23 protein-coding genes and 1 pseudogene are annotated in these 26,315 nt (G+C 72.6%); 17 read left to right on the plus strand and 7 right to left on the minus strand.

The window, feature by feature from the left end; all coding sequences use genetic code 11:
* Position 1 precedes the first annotated feature (1 nt).
* From ACIBQ1_RS02520 to ACIBQ1_RS02530, 3 genes are read left to right on the plus strand one after another with little or no spacing between them, the layout of a single operon-like run.
* The gene (locus ACIBQ1_RS02520) at positions 2-571 is read left to right on the plus strand and encodes a hypothetical protein (RefSeq protein WP_397274155.1); all 570 of its coding nucleotides are present in this window, start codon (positions 2-4) and stop codon (positions 569-571) included.
* Positions 568-1,698, plus strand: coding sequence for a GNAT family N-acetyltransferase (locus tag ACIBQ1_RS02525; RefSeq protein ID WP_397274156.1), 1,131 nt, complete (start codon positions 568-570; stop codon positions 1,696-1,698). The genes ACIBQ1_RS02520 and ACIBQ1_RS02525 overlap by 4 nt, the downstream gene beginning before the upstream one ends.
* Entirely contained in the window at positions 1,689-2,894 is a 1,206-nt protein-coding gene (locus tag ACIBQ1_RS02530; protein WP_397274157.1) for a glycosyltransferase, read from the plus strand. The genes ACIBQ1_RS02525 and ACIBQ1_RS02530 overlap by 10 nt, the downstream gene beginning before the upstream one ends.
* Positions 2,895-3,100: 206 nt before the next feature.
* Here the strand turns inward: ACIBQ1_RS02530 and ACIBQ1_RS02535 are convergent.
* Positions 3,101-3,304, minus strand: a pseudogene (locus ACIBQ1_RS02535) (glycosyl hydrolase); the annotation flags it as partial.
* A 588-nt stretch (positions 3,305-3,892) separates the two neighbouring features.
* Between ACIBQ1_RS02535 and ACIBQ1_RS02540 the strand changes: the two are divergent.
* The 3 genes from ACIBQ1_RS02540 to ACIBQ1_RS02550 are packed head-to-tail and all read left to right on the plus strand — an operon-like array spanning position 3,893 to position 7,487.
* Complete coding sequence (locus ACIBQ1_RS02540; RefSeq protein WP_397274158.1) at positions 3,893-5,065, plus strand: ATP-grasp domain-containing protein; 1,173 nt, start codon at positions 3,893-3,895, stop codon at positions 5,063-5,065.
* Positions 5,066-5,073: 8 nt separating this feature from the next.
* Positions 5,074-6,303, plus strand: a complete 1,230-nt coding sequence (locus ACIBQ1_RS02545) for an NAD(P)-binding domain-containing protein (protein WP_397274159.1) — start codon at positions 5,074-5,076, stop codon at positions 6,301-6,303.
* On the plus strand, positions 6,300-7,487 hold the full coding sequence (locus ACIBQ1_RS02550; RefSeq protein WP_397274160.1) for a GEVED domain-containing protein: 1,188 nt from the start codon (positions 6,300-6,302) through the stop codon (positions 7,485-7,487). Before ACIBQ1_RS02545 ends, ACIBQ1_RS02550 begins: the two co-directional genes overlap by 4 nt.
* Before the next feature lie 6 nt (positions 7,488-7,493).
* Here the strand turns inward: ACIBQ1_RS02550 and ACIBQ1_RS02555 are convergent, their stop codons facing one another.
* From ACIBQ1_RS02555 to ACIBQ1_RS02565, 3 genes are all read right to left on the minus strand, one after another.
* Positions 7,494-8,027 (minus strand): NADPH-dependent FMN reductase, encoded by a 534-nt coding sequence (locus tag ACIBQ1_RS02555; RefSeq protein ID WP_397274161.1) that lies wholly within the window; start codon positions 8,025-8,027, stop codon positions 7,494-7,496.
* A 92-nt stretch (positions 8,028-8,119) separates the two neighbouring features.
* Entirely contained in the window at positions 8,120-10,093 is a 1,974-nt protein-coding gene (locus ACIBQ1_RS02560) for an ABC1 kinase family protein (RefSeq protein WP_397274162.1), read from the minus strand.
* A 44-nt stretch (positions 10,094-10,137) separates the two neighbouring features.
* A complete protein-coding gene (locus ACIBQ1_RS02565) occupies positions 10,138-11,064 on the minus strand; it encodes an acyl-ACP desaturase (RefSeq protein ID WP_397274163.1) in 927 nt (308 codons plus the stop codon).
* Between the two features lie 77 nt (positions 11,065-11,141).
* Here ACIBQ1_RS02565 and ACIBQ1_RS02570 point away from each other — a divergent pair, with 77 nt between their 5' ends.
* On the plus strand, positions 11,142-11,600 hold the full coding sequence (locus tag ACIBQ1_RS02570; protein ID WP_397274164.1) for an NUDIX domain-containing protein: 459 nt from the start codon (positions 11,142-11,144) through the stop codon (positions 11,598-11,600).
* Between the two features lie 31 nt (positions 11,601-11,631).
* Here the strand turns inward: ACIBQ1_RS02570 and arfB are convergent, their stop codons facing one another.
* Positions 11,632-12,039: an alternative ribosome rescue aminoacyl-tRNA hydrolase ArfB gene (gene arfB / locus ACIBQ1_RS02575; protein WP_355364065.1), complete on the minus strand. Its 408-nt coding sequence runs from the start codon at positions 12,037-12,039 to the stop codon at positions 11,632-11,634.
* Positions 12,040-12,272: 233 nt separating this feature from the next.
* On the opposite strand from arfB, the gene ACIBQ1_RS02580 reads away from it, so the two are divergent.
* The 3 genes from ACIBQ1_RS02580 (at position 12,273) to ACIBQ1_RS02590 (ending at position 15,356) form a co-directional block, all read left to right on the plus strand.
* Positions 12,273-13,094 carry a hypothetical protein gene (locus ACIBQ1_RS02580; protein WP_397274165.1) on the plus strand — a complete coding sequence of 274 codons (822 nt, stop codon included), beginning with the start codon at positions 12,273-12,275 and terminating at the stop codon, positions 13,092-13,094.
* The gene (locus ACIBQ1_RS02585; protein WP_397274166.1) at positions 13,091-13,690 is read left to right on the plus strand and encodes an HAD family hydrolase; all 600 of its coding nucleotides are present in this window, start codon (positions 13,091-13,093) and stop codon (positions 13,688-13,690) included. Before ACIBQ1_RS02580 ends, ACIBQ1_RS02585 begins: the two co-directional genes overlap by 4 nt.
* Positions 13,691-13,808: 118 nt before the next feature.
* Complete coding sequence (locus tag ACIBQ1_RS02590) at positions 13,809-15,356, plus strand: alkaline phosphatase D family protein (protein WP_397274167.1); 1,548 nt, start codon at positions 13,809-13,811, stop codon at positions 15,354-15,356.
* 226 nt (positions 15,357-15,582) lie between these two features.
* Here ACIBQ1_RS02590 and ACIBQ1_RS02595 read toward each other — a convergent pair whose 3' ends face one another.
* A complete protein-coding gene (locus tag ACIBQ1_RS02595) occupies positions 15,583-17,394 on the minus strand; it encodes an efflux RND transporter periplasmic adaptor subunit (RefSeq protein ID WP_397274168.1) in 1,812 nt (603 codons plus the stop codon).
* 176 nt (positions 17,395-17,570) lie between these two features.
* Here ACIBQ1_RS02595 and ACIBQ1_RS02600 point away from each other — a divergent pair, with 176 nt between their 5' ends.
* Genes ACIBQ1_RS02600 through ACIBQ1_RS02625 form a run of 6 tightly spaced genes read left to right on the plus strand, consistent with a single transcriptional unit; the run spans position 17,571 to position 23,510 of the window.
* Positions 17,571-18,710, plus strand: coding sequence for an efflux RND transporter periplasmic adaptor subunit (locus tag ACIBQ1_RS02600; RefSeq protein ID WP_397274169.1), 1,140 nt, complete (start codon positions 17,571-17,573; stop codon positions 18,708-18,710).
* On the plus strand, positions 18,707-19,498 hold the full coding sequence (locus ACIBQ1_RS02605; RefSeq protein WP_397274170.1) for an ABC transporter ATP-binding protein: 792 nt from the start codon (positions 18,707-18,709) through the stop codon (positions 19,496-19,498). The genes ACIBQ1_RS02600 and ACIBQ1_RS02605 overlap by 4 nt, the downstream gene beginning before the upstream one ends.
* Positions 19,495-20,754: an ABC transporter permease gene (locus ACIBQ1_RS02610; RefSeq protein ID WP_397274171.1), complete on the plus strand. Its 1,260-nt coding sequence runs from the start codon at positions 19,495-19,497 to the stop codon at positions 20,752-20,754. The genes ACIBQ1_RS02605 and ACIBQ1_RS02610 overlap by 4 nt, the downstream gene beginning before the upstream one ends.
* A gap of 10 nt (positions 20,755-20,764) precedes the next feature.
* A complete protein-coding gene (locus ACIBQ1_RS02615; RefSeq protein WP_397274172.1) occupies positions 20,765-21,304 on the plus strand; it encodes a hypothetical protein in 540 nt (179 codons plus the stop codon).
* The gene (locus ACIBQ1_RS02620; protein WP_397274173.1) at positions 21,301-21,996 is read left to right on the plus strand and encodes a response regulator transcription factor; all 696 of its coding nucleotides are present in this window, start codon (positions 21,301-21,303) and stop codon (positions 21,994-21,996) included. The genes ACIBQ1_RS02615 and ACIBQ1_RS02620 overlap by 4 nt, the downstream gene beginning before the upstream one ends.
* Positions 21,993-23,510, plus strand: coding sequence for a sensor histidine kinase (locus ACIBQ1_RS02625; protein WP_397274174.1), 1,518 nt, complete (start codon positions 21,993-21,995; stop codon positions 23,508-23,510). The genes ACIBQ1_RS02620 and ACIBQ1_RS02625 overlap by 4 nt, the downstream gene beginning before the upstream one ends.
* A 72-nt stretch (positions 23,511-23,582) precedes the next feature.
* On the opposite strand, the gene ACIBQ1_RS02630 is transcribed toward ACIBQ1_RS02625, so the two are convergent.
* Positions 23,583-24,959 carry an FG-GAP and VCBS repeat-containing protein gene (locus ACIBQ1_RS02630; protein ID WP_397274175.1) on the minus strand — a complete coding sequence of 459 codons (1,377 nt, stop codon included), beginning with the start codon at positions 24,957-24,959 and terminating at the stop codon, positions 23,583-23,585.
* Between the two features lie 120 nt (positions 24,960-25,079).
* On the opposite strand from ACIBQ1_RS02630, the gene ACIBQ1_RS02635 reads away from it, so the two are divergent.
* Positions 25,080-26,309, plus strand: a complete 1,230-nt coding sequence (locus ACIBQ1_RS02635; RefSeq protein ID WP_397274176.1) for a cytochrome P450 — start codon at positions 25,080-25,082, stop codon at positions 26,307-26,309.
* Positions 26,310-26,315 lie beyond the last annotated feature (6 nt).

The following is a 26,315-nucleotide window of genomic DNA, read 5'->3' on the forward strand; positions in this document are numbered from 1 at the left end:
GATGACATGGACCTGGGTCCGCATCACGGGCCTGATCGTGCGATGGTGGCTGCCGCTGTCCCTGGGGGCCGGGGCGCTCGGCGGCGCCGTCTACACGCTGGCCCGCGACGCCGTCTACGCCGCCGAGGCCTACGTCGTGGTGGCGGGCGGAGACCCGGCGCAGGCGGCCGGTTTCGCCGCCGCCTACGCGCGGATCTCCAGCCATCCCGGGTTCCTCACCGGCGGCACGGACGGGCCGGACGGCCTGCGGGCGGCGGCCTCGCCCGACGCGCCGCTGGTGCGCCTCACCTCCGTGGCGACCGGCGCGCGGGAGGCGGCCGACCGCGTCAACCGGGCGGCCGCCGCGCTGATCGCCTACGCCAACGGCCATGCCGCCGACACCCGCGTACGCCTGGTCTCCCTCGCCGCCGCGGCGCCGCCGCTTCGTCCCTCGTCCCCGGTGCCGCTGCTCAGCGTGGCCGTCGGCGCCTGCGCGGCGGCCCTGGTGGCCGGCCTGGTCCGGCTGGCCGCGCCGTGGGCCCCCCGCCAGCCGCGGCGGGAGCCGGCGGCGCTGACCGGAGCGCCGGCGTGAGGGCCGCCCGGCCGGGAACCTCGCGCGCGGGGCTCACGCTGCGGGTCGTCAAGGAGGGCGCGGGCCTGGCCGCTCTGTCGGCCGAGTGGGCGGACCTGTACGCGCGCAGCTCGGCCGCCACGCCGTTCCAGTCGTACGGCTGGCTCAGCTCCTGGTGGCGGGTCTACGGGAGCCCGGGACGGCTGCGGCTGTTCCTGGCCTACCGGGACGGGCGCCTGGTCGCCGCCGCGCCGCTGCGGCTGGAGCACCGGCTCGGCTGCCGGGTGCTGACCCCCGTCGGGGGCGGGCAGTCCGACTTCACGGACATCGTGGTGGACGACGCCGAGGGCGACGCGGGCCTGCGCGACCTGCGCGCGGGGCTGCTCGCCCAGCCCGGCTGGGACGTCATCGACCTGCCCGAGGCGCGCCCCGGCGCGGCGATCCGCCGCCTGGCGGAGACCTGGGACGGCAGGGCCTGGACCTTGCCCGCCTCCACCTGCCTCCAGCTGCCCGGCCGCCCCATCGAACAGGTCCTCGACGGGCTGAACAGCCGCCGGGCCCGCAAGGTGCGGGCCGCGCTGCGCAAGCTCGACGCGATGGACGTGTCGGTGGCGGCGGTCGAGCCGGACCGGGTCAGGGCGTCGACGGCCGAGCTGCTGCGGCTGCACGCCATGCAGTGGGAGAGCCGGGCGATCAACACCCAGCACACGCAGCCGAGCTTCATGGAGCACCTGGCGGGGGCCGCGCGGACGCTGGTGGCCGAGAAACACGCGGCGCTGTGGGAGTACCGGGTGGACGGGCGGCTGCTGGCCTGCGACTTCACGGTGATCGGCAAGGACTTCGTGGGCGGCTATCTGTACGGGGCCCACCCGGAGCTGCGGGCCCGGGCCGACCTGGTCACGATGCTGCTGCGGACCAATCTGGCGATGACGCACCGGCTGGGCAGGCCCGTGCTCAGCCTGCTGCGGGGCGACGAGCCGCACAAGGCGAAATGGGAGGGCGAGGCGCTGGTCAACCAGCGGGTCCTGCTCGGGCGCGGCAGCCGTTCCGCCGCCTATGCCGCGATGGCGGGGGTGCGCAGGGCGGGCGGGGAGCTGCTGAAGAGGCGCTGCCCGCGCCTGGCGGAGAGGGTCGCGGCATGGCGCTGACGCCGGGCGTCCTGCACGTCACGCAGCCGGTGGACGGCGGTGTGGGGGCGTACGTGGCCATGGCCGCCGCCGACCAGGCGCGGCGGGGCTGGCGGGTCGCGGTCGCCTGCCCCGGGACCGGCCCGCTGGCCGGCGAGCTGGACCGGCTGGGCGTGCGCCGGCTGGAGTGGACGGCCGGACGCGCTCCCGGGCTCTCCGACGCCGTCCAGGCGGCGCGGTTGCGGCGGATCGTCGGCGAGTTCGGCCCCGACGTGGTGCACCTGCACTCGTCCAAGGCCGGGCTGGCGGGCAGGGCCGCGCTCAGGGGCCGGGTGCCCACGCTCTTCCAGCCGCACGGCTGGTCCTGGCTGGCCGCCCGGGGCGTCGCCGCCACCGCGGCGCTGGCCTGGGAACGGCTGGCCGCCCGCTGGGCCGACCGGCTGATCTGCGTGGGCGCGGACGAAGCGGCGCTGGCCAGGCGGCACGGCGTGCCCGGCGACCTTGTGGTGGTGCGCAACGGCGTGGACCTGCGCCGCTTCCGGCCCGCCGGGCCGCGGGAACGGGCCGAGGCCCGCGCCTGCCACGGCATCGCCGGGGACACCCCGCTGGCGGTCTGCGTGGGCCGGGTCACCCGCCAGAAGGGCCAGGACCTGTTGCTGGCGGCCTGGGAGCGCGTCGCCGCCCGCGACGGGCGGGCCCGGCTGGCCGTCGTCGGCGACGGCCCGCTGCTGGGCGCGCTGCGGTCGCGGGCGGTGCCCGGCGTTCACTTCGCCGGGGCCGTGGCCGACGTCCGGCCCTGGTACGCCGCCGCCGACGTGGTGGTGCTGCCCTCCCGCTGGGAAGGACTGCCGCTCACCGCGCTGGAGGCCATGGCCACGGGCCGGCCCGTGGTCGCCTGCGCGGTGCCCGGGCTCACCGAACTCGTGACCGGGGGAGCGGGCGCGCTCGTCCGGCCAGGGGACGGCGCGGGGCTGGCCGAGGCGCTGCTGGTCAGGCTCGGGCAGCCGGCGCTGGCCGCCGCCGAGGGCGTGGCCGCCGCCACGCTGGCGGGCGGGTTCGGCGTGGACGGCGCGCTGGACGGGCTCGCCGCGCACACGCTGGGCGTGCTGACCGGGGTGGGAACGGGCGTCGGGGAGGCGTGCTCCAGCAGTCGCCTGCGGAAGGCCTCCGACGAGCGGGGGTTCGACGAACACTGCCAGACGCCGTGGGGACAGTAATCGGAGATCGAGTGATAGACGACGTTGTGCGTACTGATCCAGTCGAGCATGCCCTCCACGTAGCCGGGGCGGTCGCCGTTGCGGAACAGCCCCCACTCGGGGAACGAGATGGGCTTGCCGTGCCGCGCGGCGAAGTCGGCGTGGGCCCGCAGCCCGTACGGCTGCTCGACGTAGTCGGCGAACTCGCGCCCGGGCTCCTGGTCGTAGCTGTCCATGCCGACGATGTCCACCACGTCGTCGCCCGGGTAGCACCGCGTCCAGGGGATCGCGTCACGGCCGCGGCTGGGCGCGAAGTCGAAGCGGAAGCGCTGGCCGGGCTCCTCGCGCATGATCGTCACGATGCGCCGCCAGTACTGCTTCCACGCCTCAGGGTCGGGCCCGCACCGGCTGGAGTAGGTGATGCCGTTCATCTCCCAGCCGAGCACGATGATCGTGTCGCCGGCGCCGGAGGAGACCAGCTTCCCGGCGAGCGTCCTGAAGCGGTCGTCGTAGGCGCCGTGCGCTCCTCTGGCCAGCCGCCGCGACACGGCGCGGTCGGACATCCCGGACTCGTTCGGAGCGATCATCGGCACGTTCACCGCCAGGGTCCGGCCCGGCTGGGCGGCCCGCCAGCGGATCCAGGGGTCGAGGATCTCCTCGTCGGAGCCCTGGACGGACTTCCAGCGCATGCCGGGGAGATAGGTGCGCCCGACCGTCACCTTGAGCCCCAGCCACGACTCGAAGCCGGGCAGGAGCCGGGGACCGCGCGCGTCGGAGGCGAGGAAGACGCCCAGCGCGGCGGGGGCGGCGGGGGCCGCCGGCATGCTCAGGCCGATCGATGCCAACGCCACCGAACCCGTGATTATCGCGAGCGAACAGTGCAGATAGCTCTTTCCTGTCACGAACGCACATCCCCGATTCTTGCCTCTCCTTCCTTCTCCATACCCCATGTTTCGGCAATTCGGATATCCCGCTCGCGATTTGCCTGATTTATAGCTTTTCGCGAAGGAGAAGGAAACATGCTCGATTGCACCGTCCCGGCACTTGTTCTGCGGCTGGACGTCAACAACTTTCACCACGGGACCCTCGCCGCCATTCGCTCCCTCGGCAGGGCCGGCGTGGAGGTGCACGGGCTCATCGGGGGCACGGGCTCGCCGACCTTCCGCTCCAGGTACCTGGCGCGCGGGCATCCATGGCCGGGCGCCAGGTACCTGGAGCGGGACGTCGTGCGGGCGCTCACGCAGGTCGCCCAGCGCATCGGCCGCCCGGCCGTGCTGCTGGCGCTGGACGACGCGGGCGCCATCGCCGTCGCGGAGCACGCGTCCGAGCTGCGCCCGTACTACCTCATCCCCGATCAGGTGCCCGGCCTGCCGCGCACCCTCGCCGACAAGCGGCTGCTGGCGCAACTGTGCTCCGGGCTCGGGATCGTCCAGCCGGAGACCCGGCTGATCACCGGCGAGTGCGACGCGGCGGCGGCCGTCATCGACTTCGGGTTGCCGCTGGTCGCCAAGTGGGCGCAGCCGTGGCTCCTGCCCGCCGGCACCGGGCTGCGCAACACCAGCCTGGTGCGCCGGCCCAACCAGGTCACCCGGCTGCTCCAGCACGTGGAGGGCCGTGACCTGCTGTTCCAGCGGTTCGTGCCCGGCGGGCCGCACTCGGACTGGTTCTTCCACGGCTACTTCGACGAGAACTCCCGCTGCCTGTACGGCGGAGCCGGACGCAAGGAGCGCGCCTATCCGAGGGGCGCCGGGCTCACCACCTTCGGCCGGTGGCTGCCCAACCCCGTCGTGGAGGGCACGGCCCGCGAGCTGGCGGCCCGGCTCGGCTACCGCGGCGTGCTGGACATCGACTTCCGCCACGACGCCGGCAGGGACGCCTACCACCTGCTGGACTTCAACCCCCGGCTCGGCGCCCAGTTCCGGCTGTTCAGCGACAGCAGCGGCCTGGACCTGGTACGGGCCGCGCACCTGCACCTGTCCGGCCGGCGCGCGGTACGGGGACGGGCCGGCCACGGCCGGACCTACGTGGTGGAGAACTACGACCTCCTCACCGCGGGCCCGAAGAGCCTGCCCGCCCTGTGCGCGGCCGACGAGCTGGCCTGGCTCTCGGCCGACGACCCCCGGCCCTTCGTGGCCATGGCCGGGCAGGCCGTGAAACGCGGACTCACCCGGCTGGCCCGGACGCGGACGTAGGAGGGCGAATGGAGGAGAAAGTGCAGACCCCGGTCATCGACGTGGCGATCGTGGGCGCCGGCCCGTACGGGCTCTCTGTGGCGGCGCACGCCTTGGCAGCCGGGCTGGACGCCCGGGTGTTCGGCAGGCCGATGCGGGCGTGGGAACGCCACATGCCCGCGGGAATGCTGCTGAAATCCGAGCCGGACGCGTCCCATCTCGGCGACCCGGGCCGCAGGCACGGCCTCGACGCCTTCCACCCGTACTCCTACGGGGAGCCGGTGCCGGTGGAGAGGTTCGTCGCCTACGGCAAGTGGTTCCGCGAGCGCGCGGTCGGCCGGGCGCTGGACGAGACGGAGGTGAGCGCCGTCGGCGTCGAGGGCGGGCTGTTCGCGCTCTCGCTGTCGTCGGGCGCGTCCGTGCTGGCCAGGACCGCCGTGCTGGCCCTGGGGTTCCTGCCGTTCGCCCACCGGCCGCGCGCGCTGGCGGCGTTGCCGCCCGAGGCGGTCACGCACAGCTCCGACCACCACGATCTGAGCGGGTTCGCGGGCCGGGACGTGACCGTGCTCGGAGCGGGGCAGTCGGCGCTGGAGACGGCGACGCTGCTGGCCGAGGCGGGGGCGGCCGTCCGGCTCGTCGCCCGGACCGGCGCCCTGGCCTGGAACGACGTTCCCGTCCCGCGGCGCCCGGCCATCTCACGCGTGCTGGCGCCCCGCTCCGCGCTCGGGAGCGGCTGGCCCTCCGTGGCCTGGTCGCGGATGCCGGGCGCGGTCAGGTACCTGCCGAGGGCGGCCCGCGGCCACATCGTGCGCAACACCCTCGGGCCGGCCGGGTCCTGGTGGCTGAAGGAGCGTTTCGACGGCGCCGTGCCGGTGACCCTCGGGACGCGGCTGACGGCCGGCGAGTACCGCGACGGGGTCCGGCTGCGGCTGCGGGACGCCGCCGGGGCGGTCACCACGCTGGAGACCGAGCACGTCATCGCGGCGACCGGCTACCGGGTGGACGTGGCCAGGATCGGGATACTCCAGGAGGACCTGCGGCGCGCGGTGGCGGCGCGGGGCCCGGCGCCGCGGCTCGGTCCCGCGTTCGAGACGTCCGTGGCGGGGCTTCACCTGGTCGGTCTCGCGGCGGCGGCGACGTTCGGGCCGGCCATGCGGTTCGTGTGCGGCTGCGACTTCGCCGCCCGCCGCGTCACCGGGGGGCTCGTGAGCCGCCTGCGCGGACCTCGAAGGGCTCGGTTCCAAGGGGAGCAAGAATGACTTTTCATACGGTGCTGGCCTGCGTGATGTTCGTCGGCGGCGCGGGGGGCGTCTCCGGCGACGCGCCGTCGTCCTTCGCCAACTCGCCGGCCACGGCCTCGGGCCGGACGCCGTCCGGCGTGACCGTGACCGTGCGCAAGACGATGATCGGACGGACGCGCGTGGCCTCGGCCGAGGTGCTGCCCGCCGCCGCGTCGGTGCCCGCCGACGAATACCTCGTCCCCGCCAACGCCAAGACGACGGCGGGGTTCATGGACGTCTACGAGGACTTCGCGGCCACGCCCGGCCGCTGGAACGGGGTCGCCACGCTGACGTTCACGTTCTCCCGGCCGGTTCGCGACCCGCACCTGCACGTCTTCGGCACGGGCGGCCTGTCGCGCGACCCCGGGAACGGCCGCGACGACTACTGGCCCGCCATCGACCTGGTCGGCGGGACCCCGGCCAGGCCCGCCTTCTCGGCGGCGGCCGGTTTCCCCGGCTACCGGGTCACGGCGGATTCGATCGAGCCGCTGGGGGTCGGTCCCGTCGGGTCCACCACGTGCGGCGTCGTCTACACCTGCGGGACCGCCAAGGTGAACGGCACCGTCACCGCGTTCACGATCCGGCTGCGCGCCCGTGACGTGCGCTACGGGAGCGGGGGCCCGGTCCCGCAACTCTGGGCCGCGTTCAAGCTCACGCTGGCCGAGGACGGCTCCGACGCGCCCGCCTCGTACGGAGCGGCCTCCCATGCGATCACCGACTCGTTCCTGGGACGTTCCGTGACCGCCGACCATCCGGACGCGGTGAGCGTGAGCCCCCGCGGGGTCAGCGCCGACGCGGACGACGCCGTGACCGGCTCGCCGGCGCGGGTCGCCGTCCGGGGCCGGGCCTGCGCGCTGACGGTGCCCGTACGGGCCGGATCGCCGGCGTACGTCACCGGCTGGATCGACGCCGACCACGACGGCAGGTTCGAGGCGGACGAGCGGGCCACCGCGAAGGTCGCCAAGGACGCCACCACCGCGGAGCTGCGCTGGAACCTGCCGAAGACGCTCCGCACCGGCCCCACCTGGATGCGGCTCCGCCTGACCGCCCAGGCGACGGCCTCGCCCACGGGATGGGCCGACGGCGGCGAGGTCGAGGACCACCGGATCCAGCTCGTCCCCCCGGAGCAGCCTGGCAAGCGCGGGACGGCCGGCGCGCGCTGAGCCGGGTCAGAGCGAGAGCGCGGGCTCCATGACCTGGGAGGGGCAGAGCTGGTGGATCACCCTGCGCACCTGGGCGCGCAGGGCGGGGTCGGTGAGGTGGCCGTCCTCGTCGAAGTGCGGCCAGGCCGGGGAGATCACCAGCTCGGCCCCCATCACGACGGCGCCCGCCGCCTGAAGGTGCTTGTACAGCTCCGCCTGCGCCCACATCGCGCCGCACGCCCGCGCGCTCGCGCTCATCACCGCCACGTGCTTGCCCGACAGCCCGTTCCGCGCCGACATCCAGTCCATCGCGTACGTCAGCTCCTCCGGCAGCAGGCAGTGCTCGGGAGCGGTCAGGAGCACCGCGTCGGACGCGGCGGTCAGCCCGATGAGCTCGCGCGCCATGACCGGCACCGGCCCGTGCTCGTACGGCGGGATCTCGCCCAGCCCCGGCCACACCGCGAAGTCGACGCCCGTGGGCAGTTCCCCGCCCGCCGCGTCCAGCAATTTGTTGATAAATGACCCCGCGTGGAGACTGGCGGCGATCCCGATGATTTTCACCCTCTGCTCCCGAGCGGTTCCGAAGTTTCCAGGAACCTGCCCGATGCCTCGGATGTCCAAGACCAGCTCTGAGTCAAGACACGCCTGGTGCCCTATCGCCGCGCTGGATGATCGTCCGAGGCGTGCGGGCGGCGGAAGATCAGGGCCAGGACGCGCAGCACCAGGATGGCGGCGATCACCAGCAGGTTGTAGCCGATGAGCTGGAACAGCGAGGTGTTCGCCAGCGCCGGCGGGCCGCCGGCCGTCCCGAGGAGGATGACCGCCATCACCCCGGCCGTGGCGCCGAGCACCGTCAGCAGCACCTGGTGGAGCAGGCCCGTCACGTAGCGGCGGTCGCGGTCGTCGGCCAGCAACCGCACGTTCATGGTGAACCGGCCGTGCTCCGCGGCGCTCGCGATGCGCTCCACGCGGCGCGGCAGGCGACGCAGCATCGGTAGCAGCGCGACCAGCTCCTGCGTGGCGAACTCCTTGATCGTCTCCGGGGTGACGCGCTCGGCGAGGTGGCGGCCGGCGAACGACCGCGCCTCGCCGATGAGGTCGAACCCGGGTGAGAGGCGCACGAGCGTGCCCTCCAGCGTGGCCAGCGCGCGGAAGACGGCGGCCACCTCGGGCGGGATCGACAGCCCGTACGCCGAGACGATCCTGAACAGGTCGGTGAACATCTGCGCGCTGTCCATGCCGGCTGTCACGTGCCTGGCCATGAACTGGCCCAGCGCCCGCTCCAGCGCGGCCTCGTCGATGTCCTCCGGCCTGGGCACGACCTCGAGCAGCGCGTCGGTGACGCCCAGCGGGTCCTGCCGGTTCATGGCGAGCAGGAAGCGGCGCAGCGCCGAGCGCACGGAGTCGTCCAGCCGCCCGACCGAGCCGAAGTCGAGCAGCCCGAGCGTGCCGTCGTCGAGCAGCATGAGGTTGCCGGGATGCGGGTCGGCGTGGAAGACGCCCTCGACCAGGATCTGCCTGAGCAGGCAGTCGAGCAGGTCGCGGGCCAGTCGCGGGCCCTGGTCGGGGGCGGCGGCGGTGACGGAGCGGCCGGACAGGCGCCGCATGACGAGCACGCGTTCGGTGCACATGGCGCTGATCGGGGTGGGATAGGTGACACCGCCGCCGCCGGAGGCCGTGACGGCCGCCATGTTGGCCGCCTCCACCCGGAAGTCGAGCTCCTCGCGGATCGCCGTCGCGAACCCCTCGGCCAGGTCGCGCAGGCCGAGCGAGCGGCCCCAGCGGGTCCTGGACTCCAGCGTGGCCGCCAGCCGCCGGACGATGTCGAGGTCCTTGGAGACCACCGGCCAGATGCCCGGCCGCAGCACCTTGACCACGACGCTCTCGCCGGAGTGCAGGCGCGCGGCGTGGACCTGCCCGATGGAGGCGGCGGCCAGCGGCGTCCGGTCGAACTCGGCGAACACCTCGTCCACCGGCCCGCCCAGCTCGGCGGCCAGCATCGGCTCGATCTCCGGCCACGGCGCCGAGGCGACCTGGTCCTGCAGCCGGCCCAGTTCCTCGACGAACTCGGCGGGCAACAGGTCGCGCCGGGTGGACAGTACCTGGCCGAGCTTGACGAACGTGGCGCCGCCCTCGTCGAGGGCCTCGCGCAGCGACCTGGCCAGGCGCACCATCCCCGGGCGGTCGTCGAGCCGCTCGCCCCGGCCGCGCAGGTACGGGCCGAGGCCGTGCTTGATGGCGATCCTCGTGATCTGCGAGTAGCGCCGGGTCCGCGAGAAGCGGCCGCGTACGGACCTGATGAGCTCCAGCGGCCCCGGCACCGAGCCCGGAGGCACCAGTGCCTCGGCGATCACCAAGATCACCATGGGGATCAGCACCACGCTCATGACGATGAGCAGCAGGATCCCCAGTCCCGCCGCGACCGGCGGCTCCTCGCGGTCGACGGGGCCGAGCGAGGACAGGATCGGCTCCAGCATCGGCTGCGCCAGCGCGAAGGCGAACAGCGCCGCCAGGAACGTGCGCAGCCTGCCGAACCTGACGTCCAGCAGGCGCTGCGCCACCGTGGCGAGGGCGATGATCGTCAGAAGCGTGACGACGCTGAGGAGCAGCTGGGTGGGGAGATCCATGGGGCAGGATCATTCCACGGCGGCGCTCCTCGCCGCGGGTCGCGTCAGCGTGCGGCGGCGCGCGCCCGGCGCTCCTCGCGGCGCTCGACGAACCTGGCGGCCGTGGTCTCGGTCCTGGCCAGGAACGCGGACAGCTGCTCGCGGGCCTGCTCGCCCTCGGCGTCCAGCCCCGTCTTGTCGAACACCGACCACTGCCGCAGCACCGGCATCAGCACGTCGTCCAGGTGGAGGCGCAGGTCGTAGATGCCCTCGTTCGCGATGATCATGGCCTTGCGGGCGAACCCGTCGATGCCCGTGCCCGGCATCTGGAACGTGGTGACGACGTCGGTCACCGCGCGCATGGTCTGGTTGGGGTCCAGCTCGAAGGCGGCCTTGAGCAGGTTGCGGTAGAAGAGCATGTGCAGGTTCTCGTCGGCGGCGATCCTGGCGAGCAGGCGCTCGCAGCCCTCGTCGCCGGAGGCCCTGCCGGTGTTGCGGTGCGCGATGCGGGTGGCCAGCTCCTGGAAGGAGACGTACGCGAGCTGCTGGAGCATGGTGCCGTACTCGGAGGTGAAGCCGTTCTGCATGTGGTGCATGCGGGCGCGCTCGAGCGCCACGGGATCGACGGCGCGGGTGACCGTGAGGTAGTCGCGGAGCGCGGTGCCGTGGCGGTCCTCCTCGGCCGTCCAGCGGTGCACCCAGGTGCCCCAGGCGCCGTCGCGGCCGAAGGTGGTGGCGATCTCGTGGTGGTAGCTGGGCAGGTTGTCCTCGGTCAGGAGGTTGACGATGAGCGAGACGCGGGCCGCCTCGGGGATCTTGGAGTCGTCCTCCCGCCAGGCCTCGCCCCCGTAGATGCCGTCGAAGTCGCGGCCCTCGCTCCAGGGGATGTACTCGTGCGGGAACCACTCCTTGGCCACCTTCTCGTGGCGGTTGAGCTCCCCGGCGACCACGGGCTCCAGCTCGTGCAGCAGCTCCGTCTGAGTCATCGCCATAAAAGATCTTCTCCTTCAGGTTACGGTACCGTAGGTTAGGCTACCGGAAGGACATACCGGTCAAATAGGGTGGTCGTATGCGACCCAGTGTCCGCGGTGTCCTGCTCGACCACGACGAGAGGCTGGTGCTCTTCCGTCGTACGGTTCCGGGGCGTGACGTCTATTGGAGCATCCCCGGAGGGCATGTCGAGCCGGGTGACGACACGCTGGAACACACTTTGCACCGGGAGCTGCTCGAGGAGCTGGGCGCGACCGTCTCGGCGGTGACGCCGCTGGTCACGCTGTCATACCAGTGGCAGGGCGAGCTCAAGACGCAGCACGTCTACGGGTGCCGCCTGGTGTCGATGGATCCGGGGCTGCGGCACGGGCCCGAGTTCGAGGATCCGTCGCGGGGGCTGTACGAGGTGGAGCGGGTGCGGCTGGACCGCTCGGAGATCACGTCCCGGCACCTGGTCCCCGAGCCGGTGGCGGACTACCTGTCGGCCACCATCGCGGAGCTGCCCCGGCTGATCGGTCAGGGTCCACGGGTCGGCTAGGGGTCGCGGCCGGCCAGGGGTCGCGGTCCGGCTAGGGCTCGCGGCGCAGGCGCTTCAGGTCGGAGCGCTGCTTCTTCGCGGCGATGCGGCGCTCGACGGAGCCGCGGCTGGGCTTGGTCGGGCGGCGGCGCTTCGGCGGCGGGGCGATGGCCTCGCGCAGGCGCTGGGCCAGGCGCTGCGCCGCGGCCTCGCGGTTGCGCAGCTGGGAGCGGTACTCGGAGGCGGCGATCGTGATCGTCGGGGCGCCCAGCCGGTCGAGCGCCCTGGCCTTCAGCGCGGGCGGCAGCGCGGTGCTGGCGGCCACGTCGAAGACGAGCTCCACGCGGCTGTCGGTGGTGTTGACGCCCTGGCCGCCGGGGCCCGACGAACGTGAGAAACGCCAGACGAGCTCGACGTCGGGAATGACGACCGAGTCGTTGACGGTCAGCGGGCCGGGCATGCGCGGGACTCCTGTTCTCTCTCCAGGCTCAACAGTAAATGGGCGACACCGGCCGGGCGCAACGGCATTTCCGGCACTATCGACAGAACGCCTCGGACGGCGGGCGGGATTCCACACCCCGGGGCAAGGCGCGGTCGTGCGGCGAGGAGGCGCGTGAAGCGCCCTCCCGATGGCGGACTGCAAGTGACATGTGCCACCATCGCGCGTAAAGATCGCCGGGTGGGGGAGGCGCAGTGACCGCGATCGTCGGGGTCCACGGGATCGGCAAGTACAACTACTACCTCGAAGCGGGCCGGTCCGCGGGCGGGGCGGCCGAGGCCATGCGGGCCAAGTGGGACCGCTACCTGCACGTGGCGCTCGGGGGCGAGGCGCGGCCGTACTTCAGCGAGGTCGCCTACTTCTCGCACCACCTGCACAGCGGCAAGGGCGGCGACGGGGAGGCCAAGCCCGGCGCGGGGACGGACGGGCAGGTCCAGCAGGTGCTCGTCGACTGGGCGAAGAACCTGGGCGTGGGCGAGCACGTGACGGGGGCGCTCAAGTCGTTCACCGGCTGGCTGCTCGACCGGCTGGACAGCCGGTCGGCGGCGTTCGCCAAGCTGTTCGCGCCGGAGGTGGCGGCGTACCTCACGGACGCGGGCAAGCGCGAGAAGTGCCGGCAGAGCGTGGCTGACACGATCAGGCGGAATCGCCCCAAGGTGGTGATCGCCCACTCGCTCGGCAGCGTCGTCACGTACGAGACGCTCTGGGCCAACCCCGACCTCCAGGTCGACCTCCTGATCACCCTGGGCAGCCCGCTCGGCATGCGCAACGTCGTCTTCGAGCGGCTCCTGCCCGCCCCGATCAACGGCCGCGGCGAACGTCCCGCGGGCGTCAGGCGCTGGGTGAACATCGCCGACAAGGACGACATCGCCGCCATCCCGCCCAACCTGGCCGTCAGCTTCACCGGCATCGACGCCGAAGAGCTGGTCAACCTGGACTGGATCGACTTTCACACCGTCGAGAAGTACCTAGGTTGCCCGGCGCTGGACTCGCATCTGCGACCATTCCTGGCATGACGTGGATTGTGTTCGACTACGGCGGTGTCCTGTGCCTGCCCCAGCCCGACTCCGACAACGAGGCCATGGCGCGGGCGGTCGACGCGGACCCGGAGGCGTTCAGGCGGGGCTACTGGGAGCACCGCCTGGAGTTCGACCGGGGGAGCCTGAGCCCGCTCGACTACTGGGCGGCCGTGCTGGACCGGCCCGTCACCCAGGTCGAGGTCGCCCGCCTGGTCGCCATGGACGTGGCGAGCTGGGCGTACCCGAACGAGGGCACGATCGCCCTGCTCGGCGAGCTGATCGGCGCGGGGCGTGACGTGGCGCTGCTGTCCAACGCGCCCGTCTGCGTCGGTGACGGCGTGGACGAGCTGCCCTGGATCGCCGAGATCGGCCATCGCTTCTACAGCGGCCGGATGGGCCTGGTCAAGCCCGACCGGGAGATCTACGACGAGATGGCCCGCGCGCTGGGCGCGGACCCGTCCGAGATCGTGTTCATCGACGACCGCGAGGAGAACATCGAGGGCGCCGAGCGCGCGGGCATGACCGGCGTGCATTTCACGGACGCATCCACGCTCCGCGGAACGCTGGCCGGCGTTCACGGAGCCATCGGATGAACGCTCAGTGAGGGCAGCGGTCAGGGCGAAACCTCGCGAACAGGACGACTGATGCTGTTCACCCGCGCTTGACTCGGCTGTCACGGCCGGGTCAGCACGGGCGGACATACCTGTGAACGTGGACCGCAGAGCCTTCCTGACAGCGGCGACAGCCGGACTCCTCCTCCCCCAGACCGCCACTCCGGCGGCAGCGGCCAGAACCCTCAGATCCGACCCGTTCACGCTGGGCGTGGCCTCCGGCGACCCGTCGGTCGACGGTTTCGTCCTGTGGACCAGGCTGGCCGCCGACCCGCTGGCCGGCGACGGCCGCGGCGGCATGCCTTCCCGCGACGTGGACGTGGACTGGCAGGTCTCGACCGACGAGCGCTTCTCCAAGATCGTTCGCTCCGGTACGGCCACCGCCAGGCCACGCGACGCCCACAGCGTCCACGTCGAGCTGGACGGGCTGAATCCGGGGCGCGAGTACTTCTACCGCTTCAGAAGCGAGGGCAGGCTCTCCCCGGCGGCCCGCACCAGGACGACCCCCGCCGGTGAGACGCCGCTCACCTTCGCCGTCGCGGCGTGCGCGCACTACGAGCACGGCTACTACACCGCCTACCGCCGCCTGGCCGAGCAGGAGCCCGAGCTGGTGGTGTTCCTCGGCGACTACATGTACGAGTACGGCCCCAGCGGCTACACGGCGCTGGCCGGCCGCGTACGCACCCACACGCCCGGCAAGTGCGAGACGCTCGCCGACTACCGGCTGCGGCACGCCCAGTACAAGAGCGACCACGACCTGCAGGCCGCGCACGCGGTGGCGCCGTGGCTGGTGGCGTTCGACGACCACGAGGTGGAGAACAACTGGGCCGGGCCCGTCTCCAGCACGAACGCGCCGGGCTTCACCGGGCGCAGGGCCCAGGCGTTCCGGGCGTACTACGAGAACATGCCGCTGCGCCGCGCCAGCCTCCAGGGGGCGGTGCTCAGGGTGAACAGGCGGATCTCCTGGGGGACGCTGGCCCGCTTCCACCTGCTGGACACCCGGCAGTTCCGCGACGACCAGGCGTGCCTGGACGGCGTGCGGGCCGGGTGCGACGACCGGCTGGCGTCGGGGCGGACGCTGCTCGGGGCCGGCCAGTGGCGCTGGCTGGAGAGCGGGCTGAGCGGCTCCACCACCCGCTGGAACCTGCTGGGGCAGCAGATCATGATGGCGCAGCGCGACTACAAGGTCGGGCCTGGGCGCGAGGTGAACCTGGACTCGTGGGACGGGTACGCCGCCGAGCGGACCCGGCTGCTGGGGTCCCTGGCGGGCACGGAGAACCCGGTGGTGCTGACAGGGGACGCGCACATGCACCACCTGGCCGAGCTCAAGACCGACTTCGACGACCCGGACTCGCCGGTGGTGGCCAGGGAGCTGATCGCCTCGTCGATCGCGAGCGACGGGGACGGCTACCGGGACCGGACGTGGATCGCGGAGGCGCTGCAGGAGAACCCGCACATCTCCTTCATCGACCAGCGGCGGGGCTATCTGATGGCGCGGCTGACCCGGGATGAGCTTTCCGTCGATTTCCGGACATTGGATTACATCTCGCGTCGGGGCGCCAAGGCCAAGACCGCCCACCGCCTCACCATCCCGGCGACGGCGGGCGCGGCGGCCGCCGGCCGGGCGAGCGCACCACGCGTTGGCTGAACGTTCGCTGGGAGCACGCTGAGAATCCGCTCAACCCCCGGCACCCCCTCTCCTTCTGGCGGTCGTGCCCGGCGGTGTCGTGCCCCGCGTGGCGGGGTGGGTGCCGCGCCCGCCGGAGGCGCCAGGTGGCGCCTGCCGGGGGCGCGCCGGGCCGGGGCGGCACGCCGCACGTGCGGCCCTGCCCGGGACCCGGCGGGAGAGGAGGTTGCCGGGCCGGTCCAGGGGGTCAGGCGCCGGGCCAGCTCCCGTCCGGGAACTCGCCGTTCGTGGCGCCCGACATGACCACTTCGTCGCTCGGTTGCAGTCCTGAGGTCACCTCCACGTACTGGTCACCGCGAACGCCCGTCCGCACCACCGTCGCCGAGTCGCGGCCATTCGCCCGGACGGTGACCACCTGGGCCCCGTCCGACCTGCTGCGCACCGCGGCGGCGGGCACGTAGATCGCGTCCTCGACCGTGTCCGTGGTGACCGTGACCGAGGAGGTCTGCCCGAGCATGAGCCCGGTGGGCGGCTCGTCGAAAGCGAGGGTGACCGAGTAGCGGACGAGCTGGCCGCTCACCGTCGCGGTCGGCGCGATGGCCGTGACCGTCCCCTCGTACTGCTCGCCGTTCCGGGTGGCCAGGGTGATCCGGGCCTTCTGCCCGAGCTTGAGCCGGTTCACGTCGGACTCGGTGACCATGGCCTGGACCTGCAGCTCGTTGAGGTCGCCGAGGCTGACGAAGGTGCCGGTGCCCGCCTGGTCACCGGCCGCGCCCGCCAGCGACAGGACCGTGCCCGCCGCCGGGGCCACGATGCGGGTCGCCCGTACGGCGTCGGCGGCCTGTTCGAGCGCGGCCTGCGCGCGGTCGACGTTCGCGGACGCCGGCTCCTCGCTGGTGCCGCCCTGACCCTGACCCTGGCCTTGGGTCTGACCCTGGCTCTGGCCCTGACCCTGGCTCTGACCTTGGCTTTGGCCCGTCGAGCCCGTGCCGCGCTCGCAGGAGGACTGCGAGTTCGGCCGGGCCCCGCCGGTCGCTCTCGTGCTCGGCCGCGCCGACGGCTTGCCGCTGCCCGTGGGGCGGCCGCTCGCCGACGGCTTCGCGCCGGTGGACGGCTTGCCGGAGCTCGTGGCGGACGGGGTGGTGTCCGAGGCCGGGCGGCTCCCGGACTGGTCGGAGCCGCCGCCTGGGGTGCCGCCGGTCGGGGTGGCGGTGACGGTCGCCGTCACCGTGGCCGTCACCGTGGCCGTCACCGTGGCCGTCACGGTGGCCGTCACCGTGGCCGTCGCTGTGGCTGTCACGGTGACTGTGACCGTGGGCTGCGGCTCGGGCCCGGGGCCGGTGGGGCCGGGGTTCGTGGGTCCGGAGGTCGGCGTGCTGGTGGGGCGCGGGGTGGAGCTGGTCGGGTTCACGTTGTGCACGGACACGCCCTGGGCGGAGGGCGCCGTCGGCCCGAGCGCGCCGTTGCCGCTCACGGCGTTCCCGGTCACAGCGTCGCCGTTCACCGTGTTGCTGCCCGCCCGGTCCGTGGGCCTGGGCGTCGCGCTTGCGGTGGGCGTCGCCGAGCCGGTGGGTGTCCCCCTGCCCGTGGGGGCCGCCGAGCCGGTGGGGGACGCGGCCGGTGTGCCGCCGTTCCCGGACGGCGTGCAGGTCGCGGACCTGGTTCCGGTCGGGGAGGTGGCCGCGGCCGGGGACGCGGCCTTCTCCTGGGCCTCCTCCAGCGCCTCCTCGGCCGCGGCGAGGTCGGCCTTGGCCGCCGTGTACGCCTCCCGCGCCGCCCGCCCGTCGATCCTGGCCAGCACCTGGCCCTTCTTCACCTTGGTCCCGACTTTGACGTACACCTTGGTCAGCGTCCCCGAAGAGCCGAACGCCAGGTCCCTGCGCGAGCCGTCCACGGTGTTGCCCGCCGCGCTGACCGTGGCCGTGACCTGGCCGCGCTGCGCGGAGGCGAGCCGTACCTGGACGGCGGGCGGGGTGTCGTCGCGCAGCGCCAGTGCCAGGCCGGACCCGGCCACGAGCACGGCGAGGGCGAGGCCGCCCAGCGCGAAAGTCGGTCTCATGGCGGCCCATCCTGGCGGAGCCGCCTCGCGCCAGGCTGCGAGCAGCCTAAGAGTTACCTGTGTGCCTTGGGGGAGGCCCGGGTTGTCAGCGAACGTTCAGCTCGCTCGCGGCTCCGGCGCAGCCTGGTGTGCAAGGGTCACCGCCTGTGAAGGTGTCGAGAAGGCGCAGAGCGCTGATGACCAACGGAGCGCTGGTGGTGCTCCTGCTGGGCGGGGCCGCGCTCGCGTACGCCCAGCTTGGCACGGGCCAGGCGGCGGGCCAGACGGCCGTCAGGACCGTGACCGCGAGCCGCGGCTCCGTGGTGGCCTCGGTGTCCGCGTCGGGCGCGGTCGAGAGCTCCCGGTCCCGGGAACTGTCGTTCGGCACGACGGGCACGGTCGAGAAGGTCTACGTCAAGGCCGGCGACAAGGTGAGCAAGGGCGACATCCTGGCCAGGATCGACGACGACGCCGCGCAGGAGAGCCTGTCGGCGGCCAAGGCCACGTACGACGAGGCCGTCGACGACGGGACCTCGACAGCCCAGCTCTACGCCTCCTACATCAAGGCCCGCAACGCCTACCGGGAGGCGCAGCGCACGGTCGCGGCCACCGTGCTGAAGGCGCCGTTCAAGGGCACGATCACGGCGGTGAACGGCTCGGTCGGCGGCAGCAGCTCGGGGTCGGGCTCCGGGACGAGCTCCGGGTCGGGTTCGAGCTCGGGTTCCGGCCAGGGCGCGAGCCAGTCCTCAGGCTCCGGCGCCGCCCAGAGCTCCGGCGGCTTCATCGAGCTGGCCGACGTCGGCAAGCTGCAGCTCGTGGGCACCTTCACCGAGTCCGACGTCGGCAAGCTCAAGAAGGGCCAGGAGGCCACGGTCACGTTCGACGCCCTGCCGGGGGTGACCGCGACGGGCAAGGTCACCCAGATCGATCCGGTCGCCTCCACCAGCAACAATGTCGTGCAATATCCGGTCACGGTGACGTTCACGAAGGTCCCGAGCCAGGTGCGGCTGGGCCAGACGGCCACGGTCGAGGTCGTGGTCGGCCAGGCCGACAACGTCGTGACCGTCCCCTCGACGGCGGTCTCCACCAGCGGCGGCCAGACCACGGTCACCCTGCTCAGGAACGGCACGCAGGCCAGGACCCCGGTGGAGGTCGGCGTGCAGGGCACGACGCTGACCGAGATCAAGTCGGGCGTGTCCGAGGGCGACCAGATCGTGCCCCCGGCGACCACGACGACCGGCACCACGGGCGGCGGCCTGCGCTTCGGCGGCGGTGGCGGCTTCCCCGGCGGCGGCGGGGTGCCCGGTGGCGGCGGCGGTCCTGGAGGCGGGCGATGACGCCGCCGGAGGTCCCGCCCGTCCTGCGGGTGAAGGACCTGGTCAAGGAGTACGGCGAGGGCGACGCGAAGGTCCGCGCCCTGCGCGGCATCAGCCTGGACGTCGAGCGCGGCGACTACGTCGCCATCATGGGCGCCTCCGGCTCCGGCAAGTCCACGCTCATGAACATCCTCGGCTGCCTCGACGTCCCCACCGCCGGCACGTACCTGATCGACGGCGCCGACGTGGGACAGCTGGACGAGCACCAGCTCGCCATCCTGCGCAACCGCAGGGTCGGGTTCGTGTTCCAGTCGTTCAACCTGATCCCGCGCATGAGCGCGCTGGCCAACGTCGAGCTGCCGCTGGTGTACGGCGGCATCGGCCAGGCCGAGCGGCGCAGGCGGGCCCTGGCGGCGCTGGACCAGGTCGGGCTGGCCGATCGCGTGCACCACGAGCCGAACCAGCTCTCCGGCGGCCAGCAGCAGCGCGTGGCCGTGGCCAGGGCCCTGGTCACCGCGCCCGCGCTGCTGCTGGCCGACGAGCCGACCGGCAACCTGGACACCGCCTCCACGAGCGATGTCCTGGAGATCCTGGACCGGCTCAGCGACTCGGGCCGCACGATCGTGCTCATCACGCACGAGAACGACGTGGCCGCGCACGCCAAGCGGGTGATCAGGCTGGTGGACGGCGAGGTCGTGGAGGACCACCGCCAAGGCCCGGTGGACGGCCCGCCCCCGCGGATGGCGGCGAAAGGCCCGGAAAAGGACCCGGAAAAGGATTCGGAAATGGGCAGGGCGGCGGCCAGGTGAACCAGCTCGAGATCCTCCGCTTCGCGCTGCGCGGCCTGCTGGCCAACAAGATGCGCAGCTCGCTGACCACGCTCGGCATCCTCATCGGCGTCGCCGCGGTCATCATGCTGGTCGCCGTCGGCGAGGGCTCCTCGCAGAGCATCACGCGCAACATCCAGCGCCTCGGCGCCAACACCCTGACGATCTCCCCGCAGTTCTCGGGAGGAGGCGGCGGCGGTGGCGGTGGCGGCATGCGGGCGCCCGGCGGCGGCGCGAACACCGGTCCGCGCACCCAGGCCAGGCAGCTCAGCCTGGCCGACGCCAAGGCGCTGACCGACAAGACCCTGGCGCCCTCCGTCAGCAGCGTCTCGCCGGTCGTGACCGCCTCCTCCTCGACCGCCACGTACGGGGCCGCCAGCCACGCGATCTCGCAGTTCGTCGGCACCTACCCCAGCTACTTCGAGGCCGTCAACAAGCCCGTCACGAAGGGCACGTACTTCTTCAACGACGACGTGCTGGCGGCCAGGAAGGTCGTGGTGCTCGGCCAGACCGTCGTGGAGGAGCTGTTCGGCACCGTCGATCCCATCGGCAAGCAGGTCAGCGTGTCGGGCGTGCCGTTCACGGTCGTCGGCGTGCTGAAGGAGGCCGGGTCCACCGGCATGCAGGACGCCGACGACGTGGCCATCGCGCCGCTGCCCGCCGTACAGCAGAGCCTGAGCGGGTTCGGCTCGCTCAACTCGATCGTCGTGCAGGCGTCCGGGGCGGAGACCACGACGGCGGCGCAGGCCGAGGTCACGGCCATCCTCAACCAGCGGCACGGCATCACGAACGACAACGCCGACTACCGCATCCTCAACCAGGCCACGCTGCAGGAGACCGTCAGCGCGGCGACCGGCACCTTCACCGTGCTGCTGGGCGCCGTGGCCGCGATCTCGCTGCTGGTGGGCGGCATCGGCATCACCAACATCATGCTGGTGACCGTCACGGAACGCACCCGCGAGATCGGCATCCGCAAGGCGATCGGCGCGCCCAGGAGCGCGATCCTGGGCCAGTTCCTGCTGGAGGCCACGTTGCTGAGCCTGGTCGGCGGGCTGTCCGGGGTGCTGGTGGCGTTCATCGGGACCAGGTTCACCGTGGCCGGCATCGAGCCGGTCCTGGTGCCGTCGTCGGTGGCGCTCGCGCTGGGCGTGTCGGTGGGGATCGGGCTGTTCTTCGGCAGTTATCCCGCCAACCGGGCGGCCAAGCTGAGGCCCATCCAGGCCTTGCGCCACGAGTAAGGAGAATGACATGGCCCAGCTCGACTCCTCGCCGTACCCCGACGACCTGGGGGAGGAGCTCGCCGTCCAGCCGCGGAAGGGCACCTCCAAGCTCACGCTGGCGCTGGCCGCCGGCGTCGTGCTGGTGGCCGGTATCCTCATCGGCATTCAGGCTTCCAACCTGTTCGGCTCGTCGGCCGGGCCCGCCGCCGGGGCGCAGCAGCGTCCCATGGGCGGCGGGTACGGCCAGTCGCAGGGAGGTTCCGGCCAGCAGCGCGGCGGATTCGGCCAGCCGCCCGGCTACGGTGGAGGCCAGCGGATGGGCGGCGGGGGAGGCACCATCGGCACCGTCGAGAAGGTCGAAGGGGGCAAGGTCTACGTGAAGACCATGGACGGCTCCACCGTCACGGTCACCACCGACGACCGGACCACCGTTCAGATCTCCAAGCCCGGGAAGGTGGCCGACCTCCAGACCGGCACCTCGGTGGTGGTACGCGGCCAGCAGGGCGGCGACGGCTCGGTGACCGCGACGTCGATCACGCAGGGGAACCTCGGAGGAGGCCCGCGATGACGCGTGAGCCCGAGGCCCGGCTGCTGGTGGTCGACGACGAACCCAACATCAGGGAGTTGTTCTCGGCCAGCCTGCGCATGGCCGGCTTCGAGGTGCTGACCGCGGCCGACGGCATGGAGGCGTTGCGGGTGGCGGAGGAGAGCACACCCGACCTGGTGATGCTCGACGTCATGCTGCCCGACCTGGACGGCCTGGCGGTCGCGGGCAGGCTGCGGTCCCGCGGCCGCCGGGTTCCGGTGCTGTTCGTGACCGCCAAGGACACGCCCGAGGACCGCCTCGCGGGGCTGGGCCTCGGCGAGGACTACGTGACCAAGCCGTTCAGCCTGGAGGAGGTCATCGCCAGGATCCGGGCGGTCCTGCGCAGGACCCGGCGCGGCGTCCCGCCGCCGAACCGGCTGCGGGTGGCCGACCTGGAGCTGGACGAGGAGAGCCACGAGGTGTGGCGTGACGGCATCCCGGTGAAGCTGTCGCCGACGGAGTTCAGGCTGCTGCGGTACTTCATGCTCAACGTGGGCCGGGTGCTGTCGAAGACGCAGATCCTCGACCACGTCTGGAACGGCGACTGGCGCACCGACGTGGGGCTGGTCGAGTCGTACGTCTCCTACCTGCGGCGGAAGGTGGACACGGGGGATCGCAAATACCTGCACACGCTGCGCGGGGTGGGCTACATCCTGCGCCCGCCCCGCATATGAGCGACGCCGTTTCCCTTGTTCACCACCTCCGCGCCAAGGGCGCGGCGGCGCGCAAATACCTGGCCAGGTCCCCGCTGTGGCTGCGGCTGGTCTCGGCGACCCTCCTGCTGGTCACCCTCGCCATCACCCTGACCGGCCTGTTCGCCGTCCGGCTGCTGCGCGGCTACCTCGTCGAACGCGTGGACCAGCAGCTCATCGCGGCCAGCCGCCCGCTGCGCGAGCCGCCCCCGCCACCCACCGAGCAGCCCCGTCCCGGCACTCGCCCGCAGCGCTTCTTCGGCCTGTTCTACGCGGTGATCCTCGACGCCACCGGCGCGCCGATCAGGACGCTCAGCGAGTCCACCGAGGACCACACGCCCGCCCTGCCCAAGCTCGACCTCCCCAAGGTCGTCGCCCTGCACGGCCACCCCTTCACCGTCGAATCACGCGCCGCCGCAGGCCCGACCTGGCGCGTCGTCGCCGTGCCGGTCCGGGACGGCGAGACCCGGGTGATCGCCGTCAACCTCGGCGACGTGGACGCCACGGTCTCCCAGCTCGCCCTGATCGTGGGGGTCGCCGGCGGCGGCACGCTGGTGGTGCTCGGGTTCGCCTGCTACTGGCTGGTACGCCGCAGCCTGCGCCCGCTCCGCGAGATCGCCCGTACGGCCAGGGACATCGCGGGCGGCGACCTGTCGCGCCGCGTGCCCATGTGGGCGGGTACCACCGAGGTCGGCAAGCTCGGCCGTTCGCTCAACAGCATGCTCGCGCAGATCGAGTCGGCGGCGCGCGAGCGGGAGGCGGCCGCCGAGTCGGCCCGCCAGTCCGCCACGGCCGCCCGGCGCTCCGAGGAGCTGATGCGCAGGTTCATGGCCGACGCCTCCCACGAGCTGCGCACGCCGCTGACGTCGATCAGAGGGTTCGCCGAGCTGTTCCGGCTGGGGGAGGAGAAGGACCTGGCCGAGGCCGTACGGCTGCTGAGCCGCATCGAGGGGCAGGCTGCCCGGATGGGGCTGCTGGTGGAGGACATGCTCCTGCTGGCCCGCCTCGACCAGCGACGGGAGCTGGCACGGCGGCCCGTGGACCTGCTCAGTCTGGCCGCCACCACCGTCATCGACGCCCAGACGCTGGCGCCGGACCGCAGGATCGAGCTGGTGCGGCTGTTCGGCGGCGAGGGGGACGTGATCGTGACGGGGGACGAGTCGCGGCTCGGGCAGGTCCTCAACAACCTCGTCACGAACGCCCTCACCCACACGCCGCCCGGCACGCCCTTCCAGGTGCGGGTCGGAGTGGAGGGCGACCAGGCCGTGGTGGAGGTGGCCGACGAGGGGCCCGGATTCCCCCCGGAGGTCGCCGAGCGCGTCTTCGAACGCTTCTACCGCGCGGACCCGGCGCGGAGCGCGGGCGGTTCGGGACTGGGGCTGTCGATCGCGGCCACGCTGGTGGAGGCACACGGGGGCATCGTGATGGCGGAAGGCTCACCCGGCAAGGGCGCCCTGTTCCGCATCATCCTCCCCACCAACCCACCCATCCCCTGACCTTGCCGAGCTCTCCCCGTTCGAGAGGCTCCCCCCAAGAGGGCCCCAGCCGAAGCGCGGCGGGGGAGTGGCTCAGCCGAAGGCGTAGCCGTACAACCCCGTGCCCTTGCTGAGCCGGCGCACCTTGCCCAGCTTCAGCCCCGCCTTGCGGGACCCGGGAGCGTACATGATCAGCCCCTGGTCCGGCGCCGCCACGACGAGCCCGTACAGCGGCCGCCGCGCCCCCAGCGCCCGATAGCGCTCGCTCAACGGCAGCGCGGCCAGGGCGGCGCCGAAGTCTCGCCCCTCGCCCTTGATCAGCAGGTTCCCCACCCGGGTGAGCCCGCCGGAGCTCCGCCCGGCCAGCACCTGGACCGCCTTCTCCCCGGGCACGCCGATGGCCAGCTCGTCGTGTCCGTCCCCGTTGAAGTCCCCGGCGGCCAGCGACGCCCCGAACCGGTCGTAGTACCGGGGCACCCCCTTGAGCGTGTTCTGCGACCACGCCTCGCTCTTGCGGGTGGTCAGCCCGCTCCGCGTCCCGTACAGGACGTCCACGGTGCCGTCGCCGTAGTCCATGGCCCGCTGGTTCGCGCTGAGCCCCTCACCCGGCACCCCGATGGCCAGGTCGGCCCGCCCGTCCCCGTTGAAGTCGCCCGTGGCCAGCGAGGCCCCGAACGCGTCCCACTTCTCGGAGGCCCCCTTGATGCCGGAGCTGCTCTGGGTGAGCTGCCGCGCCCGCTTCGCCCGCACGTCGACGACGGTCACCGAGCCCTGCCCGTCCAGCTTGACGCTGTCGGCGGGCGCGCCGATGACCAGCTCGTCCTTGCCGTCCCCGTCGAAGTCGCCGGTCGCCAGCGCGGCGCCCCACTGGTCGGTGACGTTCGCCGCCTGCCGCACCCACGACGTCTTCTGGGTGATCTGGTACGGCTTGCGCCCCTTCATCCAGTACACCGTCACCGCCCCGCCCGACCGGTGGCTGGGCGCGCCGACGACCAGCTCGTCCTTGCCGTCCCCGTCGAGGTCACCGGCCGCCAGCGCCGCCCCGAACCGGTCGCTCGACGGCTTGGCCAGTGCCAGCTCCTTGCCCGGGACCAGCCCGTCGACCGAGCCGTTGAAGATCTGGACGACCCCGTTCCCGTCCGCGCCCGGCACCCGCGTCCCCACGAACTCCTCCGACACCCCGACGGCCAGGTCGGCGCACTCGTCCCCGTTGAAGTCGCCCACGGCCAGCGCGGATCCGAACGAGTCACCGGGTTCGGCGCCCTTCTGGGTGAGCTTCACCTTCTTCCCTGACCCGTACATCACGGTCACCGACCCGGCCCGGGAGTCGTCGTAGGGCGCGGCCACGGCGAGGTCGGGCCGTCCGTCGCCGTCGAAGTCGAGGGGGTGCCCACCGCACGACCGGGCCGCGGCGGGAGTCGTACCGGAAGCGAGTGGGAGAACCAGGCAGGCGGCGAGGAGAAGGTTCATAACGGAAGTAATGTCCACACAGGTCGAACCGTGCCTGAACAGCGCGAGAACGGCCCAGGAGAGCCGGATGCACATCGCTTGGCGATCCACGACATCGTGGGAACGTGCCAGGATAGACGCGTGGACATCGATCTCGCGGATCTGGATTTCTGGCGCAAGCCGCCGAAAGAGCGTAACGAGGCGTTCGCCCGGCTCCGGCAGTTGGAGCATCCGGTGTTCTTCCCCGAGAAGAAGGTGCCGTTCCTCCGCTCGGGCAAGGGTTTCTACGCCCTCGTACGCCACGCGGACGTGGTCGAGGCCAGCCGCAACGCCAAGCTCTTCTCCAGCGAGCCCGCCGTCACCAACCCGGAGCCGCCGGGCTGGGTGAAGCAGGTGTTCGGGGAGTCGATGGTCAACATGGACGACCCGCGCCACGCCCGCCTGCGCCGGATCGTCACCCGCTCGTTCAGCCCGAAGATGCTGGCCAACCTGCAGAGCGATATCGAGGCCGCCTGCGCCCGCATCGTGGACGACGTCGTCAGGGACGGGCCGAGCGACTTCGTCACCCAGGTGGCCGCCCGGCTGCCCATCCACGTCATCTGCGACATGCTGGACATCCCGCAGGAGCTGCGCGAGAAGGTCCACCAGCACGTCGACATCTCCACCGCCTACACCGGCGTGCGCCCCAGCCTGGCCCGCAGCGTCCAGATGGCCGGACAGAACATGCTGGCCCTGCTCGCCCTGCAGCGCATGGTCATCAAGCTCGGCCACGAGCGCGTCGCCGACCCCAAGGGCGACCTGGTCTCCCTGCTGGTCAACGCCAACCCCGACGGGGAGAAGCTGACTGACAAGGAGCTCGGCTCGTTCTTCTCGCTGCTGCTGGTCGCGGGCAACGAGACGGCCCGCAACACGATGGCCCACGGCGTCAAGCTCCTCACCGACAACCCGGCGCAGCGCGAGCTGCTGACGGGCGACTTCGACACGCACATCAACGGCGCGATCGAGGAGATGGTCCGGTACGTGTCGCCGATCATGCAGTTCCGGCGCACGGTCACCGAGGACTGCTCGCTGCGCGGGCTGGAGCTGAAGAAGGGCGACAAGGTCGTCCTCTTCTACGGGTCGGCCAACCGGGACGAGTCGGTCTTCCCCGACGCCGACACGTTCGACATCACCCGCGAGACCAAGCCGCACGTCGGCTTCGGCGGCCCCGGGCCGCACTTCTGCCTCGGCGCCAACCTGGCCAGGCAGGAGATGCGTACGATGTTCCGCGAGCTGCTGACCAGGCTGCCCGACCTCCGCTCGGTCGGCGAGCCCGACCTGCTGCTGTCGAACTTCGACAACAGCGTCCGCAGCCAGGCGTTCACCTTCTGACGACGC

Origin of the sequence: Nonomuraea sp. NPDC050153, assembly GCF_044460125.1 — a bacterium.
GTDB lineage: Bacteria > Actinomycetota > Actinomycetes > Streptosporangiales > Streptosporangiaceae > Nonomuraea.

What these genes read in the sequence shown, in the direction of transcription:
- ACIBQ1_RS02595 (WP_397274168.1), bottom strand. Translation starts at nt 17,394, where the DNA reads ATGAGACCGACTTTCGCGCTGGGCGGCCTCGCCCTCGCCGTGCTCGTG.
- ACIBQ1_RS02630 (WP_397274175.1), bottom strand. Translation starts at nt 24,959, where the DNA reads ATGAACCTTCTCCTCGCCGCCTGCCTGGTTCTCCCACTCGCTTCCGGT.
- arfB (WP_355364065.1), bottom strand. Translation starts at nt 12,039, where the DNA reads ATGCCCGGCCCGCTGACCGTCAACGACTCGGTCGTCATTCCCGACGTC.
- ACIBQ1_RS02600 (WP_397274169.1), top strand. Translation starts at nt 17,571, where the DNA reads ATGACCAACGGAGCGCTGGTGGTGCTCCTGCTGGGCGGGGCCGCGCTC.
- ACIBQ1_RS02605 (WP_397274170.1), top strand. Translation starts at nt 18,707, where the DNA reads ATGACGCCGCCGGAGGTCCCGCCCGTCCTGCGGGTGAAGGACCTGGTC.
- ACIBQ1_RS02570 (WP_397274164.1), top strand. Translation starts at nt 11,142, where the DNA reads ATGCGACCCAGTGTCCGCGGTGTCCTGCTCGACCACGACGAGAGGCTG.
- ACIBQ1_RS02585 (WP_397274166.1), top strand. Translation starts at nt 13,091, where the DNA reads ATGACGTGGATTGTGTTCGACTACGGCGGTGTCCTGTGCCTGCCCCAG.
- ACIBQ1_RS02550 (WP_397274160.1), top strand. Translation starts at nt 6,300, where the DNA reads ATGACTTTTCATACGGTGCTGGCCTGCGTGATGTTCGTCGGCGGCGCG.
- ACIBQ1_RS02545 (WP_397274159.1), top strand. Translation starts at nt 5,074, where the DNA reads ATGGAGGAGAAAGTGCAGACCCCGGTCATCGACGTGGCGATCGTGGGC.
- ACIBQ1_RS02615 (WP_397274172.1), top strand. Translation starts at nt 20,765, where the DNA reads ATGGCCCAGCTCGACTCCTCGCCGTACCCCGACGACCTGGGGGAGGAG.
- ACIBQ1_RS02565 (WP_397274163.1), bottom strand. Translation starts at nt 11,064, where the DNA reads ATGGCGATGACTCAGACGGAGCTGCTGCACGAGCTGGAGCCCGTGGTC.
- ACIBQ1_RS02530 (WP_397274157.1), top strand. Translation starts at nt 1,689, where the DNA reads ATGGCGCTGACGCCGGGCGTCCTGCACGTCACGCAGCCGGTGGACGGC.
- ACIBQ1_RS02520 (WP_397274155.1), top strand. Translation starts at nt 2, where the DNA reads ATGACATGGACCTGGGTCCGCATCACGGGCCTGATCGTGCGATGGTGG.
- ACIBQ1_RS02625 (WP_397274174.1), top strand. Translation starts at nt 21,993, where the DNA reads ATGAGCGACGCCGTTTCCCTTGTTCACCACCTCCGCGCCAAGGGCGCG.
- ACIBQ1_RS02620 (WP_397274173.1), top strand. Translation starts at nt 21,301, where the DNA reads ATGACGCGTGAGCCCGAGGCCCGGCTGCTGGTGGTCGACGACGAACCC.
- ACIBQ1_RS02540 (WP_397274158.1), top strand. Translation starts at nt 3,893, where the DNA reads ATGCTCGATTGCACCGTCCCGGCACTTGTTCTGCGGCTGGACGTCAAC.
- ACIBQ1_RS02560 (WP_397274162.1), bottom strand. Translation starts at nt 10,093, where the DNA reads ATGGATCTCCCCACCCAGCTGCTCCTCAGCGTCGTCACGCTTCTGACG.